The sequence below is a fragment of the Microcoleus sp. Pol12B4 genome, from assembly GCF_036701385.1.
GTDB lineage: Bacteria > Cyanobacteriota > Cyanobacteriia > Cyanobacteriales > Microcoleaceae > Microcoleus.
Window position 1 is genome coordinate 31,277 of sequence record NZ_JAUBQR010000043.1, and the last position, 3,093, is coordinate 34,369.

General features: G+C 48.2%; 4 protein-coding genes and 1 pseudogene. All 5 read left to right on the forward strand.

The window, feature by feature from the left end; genetic code table 11:
• The coding region (locus QUA38_RS08705) for a D-alanyl-D-alanine carboxypeptidase (protein ID WP_333160913.1) at positions 1 to 582 on the forward strand (582 nt) is incomplete at its 5' end.
• A gap of 81 nt (positions 583 to 663) precedes the next feature.
• Entirely contained in the window at positions 664 to 948 is a 285-nt protein-coding gene (gene rpsP, locus QUA38_RS08710) for a 30S ribosomal protein S16 (RefSeq protein WP_172186097.1), read from the forward strand.
• Positions 920 to 1,408: a KH domain-containing protein gene (locus QUA38_RS08715; protein ID WP_333085049.1), complete on the forward strand. Its 489-nt coding sequence runs from the start codon at positions 920 to 922 to the stop codon at positions 1,406 to 1,408. The genes rpsP and QUA38_RS08715 overlap by 29 nt, the downstream gene beginning before the upstream one ends.
• A gap of 374 nt (positions 1,409 to 1,782) precedes the next feature.
• The gene (locus QUA38_RS08720) at positions 1,783 to 2,736 is read left to right on the forward strand and encodes a PhoH family protein (protein WP_333095965.1); all 954 of its coding nucleotides are present in this window, start codon (positions 1,783 to 1,785) and stop codon (positions 2,734 to 2,736) included.
• Between the two features lie 180 nt (positions 2,737 to 2,916).
• A pseudogene (locus QUA38_RS08725) lies at positions 2,917 to 3,093 on the forward strand (ChuX/HutX family heme-like substrate-binding protein); the annotation flags it as partial.

Genomic DNA, 3,093 nt, shown 5'->3' on the forward strand with positions numbered 1-3,093 from the left:
CCTTTAGCCGAAATTCTCAAGCAGATGAACGTCCACAGCGACAATGAAATGGCTCAGATGCTGGCAGACGATTTGGGCGGGGCAAAAATAGTGCAGCAGCAAGCGAGTTGGGCGGCGGGGGTGCCGGAGGAGGAACTTCAATTAGTTAACGGTTCGGGATTGGGAGTGGAAAATCAGATGTCTCCGAGGGCCGCTTGTGGGATGATGCAGGCGATCGCCCGCAACCTTCAGACTACTGGGCTGACGATTGCTGACTTGTTTCCGGTGTCCGGGCGCGATCGAGGAACTTTGGAAAACCGACACATTCCGCGATCGGCTGTGGTGAAAACAGGTACTTTAGACACCGTCATTGCTTTGGCTGGAGCCATACCCACGCGCGATCGGGGTTTAGTGTGGTTTGCAATTATTAATCGTGGCACCGATTGGGACTCTTTGAGAGCGCAGCAGGATATATTTTTGCAAAAATTGGTGCAGCAGTGGGGAACAGCATCGATTTTGCCATTAGCAATTACACCGCACATTGACGGCGCCAGACCTGCCTTGGGGGCTGCAAATCGTAGTGATATTTTGGTGGGAGGTTAAGAAATAGGGGTTGAGTTGGAGTTCGGGGAAGGAGCGCTGACAAAATAGCTTAGAATTGGAACAAGACTATTGTGCAAGAAGATGATCAAACTGCGATTGAAGAGATACGGGAAAAAACGCGAGACAAGCTACCGGATTGTAGCGATGAACAGTTCTACTCGCCGCGACGGCCGTCCCCTAGAAGAGCTCGGCTATTACAACCCCAGAAATAATGAAACCAGGCTGGATGTTCCAGCGATTGTCAAGCGCCTACAAGAAGGCGCTCAGCCAACTGACACCGTGCGTGACATCCTGAGAAAAGCCCATGTATTTGAACAAGTCGGAGCCGGAGCCAACGTTGAATCCAGCACAACAGCAGTCAGCTAGTCCCAACTATGCTGGACTGGTTAAGTTTTTAATTGGGCCTTTTTTAGAGACCCCAGGCTCTTTGCGGGTTGATTGCGAACTGCACCCGCGCCAATCGCGGGTCTGGGTTAGGCTTGCTTTTGAAGATCCCGACAAAGGCCGGGTGTACGGTAGGGGCGGACGCAATATTCAGGCAATTAGAACTACGCTCGAAGCGGTGGCGCAAACGGCGGGTCAGTCCCTCTACTTAGATATATACGATGGTGAAGCGGGCGATCGTGGATCGGGCCCGCCCAGGGGCGATCGCGATCGTCCGGATCGGGACCGCCCAGATCGTGGCTCGCGGGAGCCGCGAGGCGACTTCCGACCCCGGACGCCACCTCCGTCGCCGAGTCCCTTAGCTAGCAGAACTCCGAGAGAACAACCTCGCCGTACTAACACACCTACGTTTAGAACGAGCAGAAATACTCCCGGTTATTAACTAACTGCATGGCCCAGAAAGAATTTTAGATTTTAGATTGCCTGTTGTAGACTTTGTATTACAAGCCCCGTTTGGTTTGAAATTGCCGGTTTTGTGATCGGAAACAAATGTAAAATTTGAAATTTCAAATGTCAGCGGGTTCAGGTTAACCTAAAATCTAAAATTTCCAATCTAAAATCTAAAATTGCCTGACTTAATAGAAGGGAGATTTGATTTGTGGCTCAAGCACCAAACTCATTTGGGAGCTAAATCTAAAAGACGCCTTAGATACTAGGTAAAACCTAGTAACGGGCGTTTTTTTGTTCGCAAATAATGATTGGTTTAACGTTTAGTTGTTAACTTTTAATTGCTTATTTGGAGGAGCTTATGTTGGCATGAATGAAAAACTAACAATAGAGTTACCTAGCATTCAAAGCGCAATGTCGCTGGCGGGTAATCAAGAAGAAAACCTGAAAATGATCTCTAAGCAAACTGGTGCTAACCTGGTAATGCGAGGGCAAGAACTGCTGATTTCCGGCACAAAAAGCCAAGTAGAATTGTGTCATAAATTAGTGCGCTCGCTCTCCGACTATTGGAAATCCGGCAAAAATATTACCGGAGTTGAAATACAGACGGCGCGCCAAGCTTTGGATACCAACCGCCAAGGCGATTTACAAGACTTGCAGCGAGACGTTCTCGCCAGAACTCGCCGCGGCGAAGAAATTAGAGCCAAAACCTTCAAGCAGCGACAATACGTCCAAGCAGTACGCACGCACGACCTGACATTTTGCATTGGCCCCGCTGGTACTGGCAAAACATTTCTAGCAGCTATTTTCGCCGTGCAAGCGCTGTTAAGCAAGCAGTACGAACGGCTAATTTTAACAAGACCAGCCGTCGAAGCTGGCGAAAAACTAGGGTTTTTGCCGGGAGATTTGCAGCAAAAAGTCGATCCATATTTGCGCCCGCTTTACGACGCCCTACAAGAAATGATTGACCCTGAAAAAATGGCCGATTTAATGGAAAGAGGCTTGATCGAAGTAGCTCCTTTAGCTTATATGCGGGGGCGTACTCTCAGCAATGCTTTCGTAATTTTGGATGAAGCTCAAAATACGACGCCGGCTCAGATGAAAATGGTGTTGACTCGTCTGGGCTTTCGATCGAGAATGGTAGTAACGGGCGATATCACTCAAACAGATTTGCCGCCAAACCAACAGTCGGGATTGTCAGTCGCCCAAAACATTCTACGCAACGTTGAGGGCATTGCTTTCTGCGAATTCTCTCAGGCGGATGTGGTGCGACATCCTCTAGTGCAGCGGATTGTCGCTGCTTACGAACTGCACGAAACATGAAGGAATAAGGAAGAAGGAAGGCTTTAGTTATCTAGGAGAGAAGGAAAGCTTTAGTTATCTAGGAGAGAAGGGATAAGGAAGAATTATCCTTTTTTCTCTAATTCCTTTTCGTAATTCCAAACTACCATTTTCTTCTGATCGATTTAATCCCAAATCCACAATCCACAATCCAACATTGATATGACTGCGACTCTGAAAGAATTCTTGGAAGCTTGCGAACAATTGGGAACGCTGCGTTTAATCGTGACTAGCAGCGCGGCGGTGCTGGAAGTGCGCGGTTCAATTCGCAAGCTGTTTTATGCGGAGTTGCCGAAGGGTAAGTATGCCAATATGCACGCCGAAATATTTGAGTTTCAT

Excerpts from the sequence above, each read along its gene's own strand:
- rpsP (WP_172186097.1), top strand. The coding sequence starts at position 664 with ATGATCAAACTGCGATTGAAGAGATACGGGAAAAAACGCGAGACAAGC.
- QUA38_RS08720 (WP_333095965.1), top strand. The coding sequence starts at position 1,783 with ATGAATGAAAAACTAACAATAGAGTTACCTAGCATTCAAAGCGCAATG.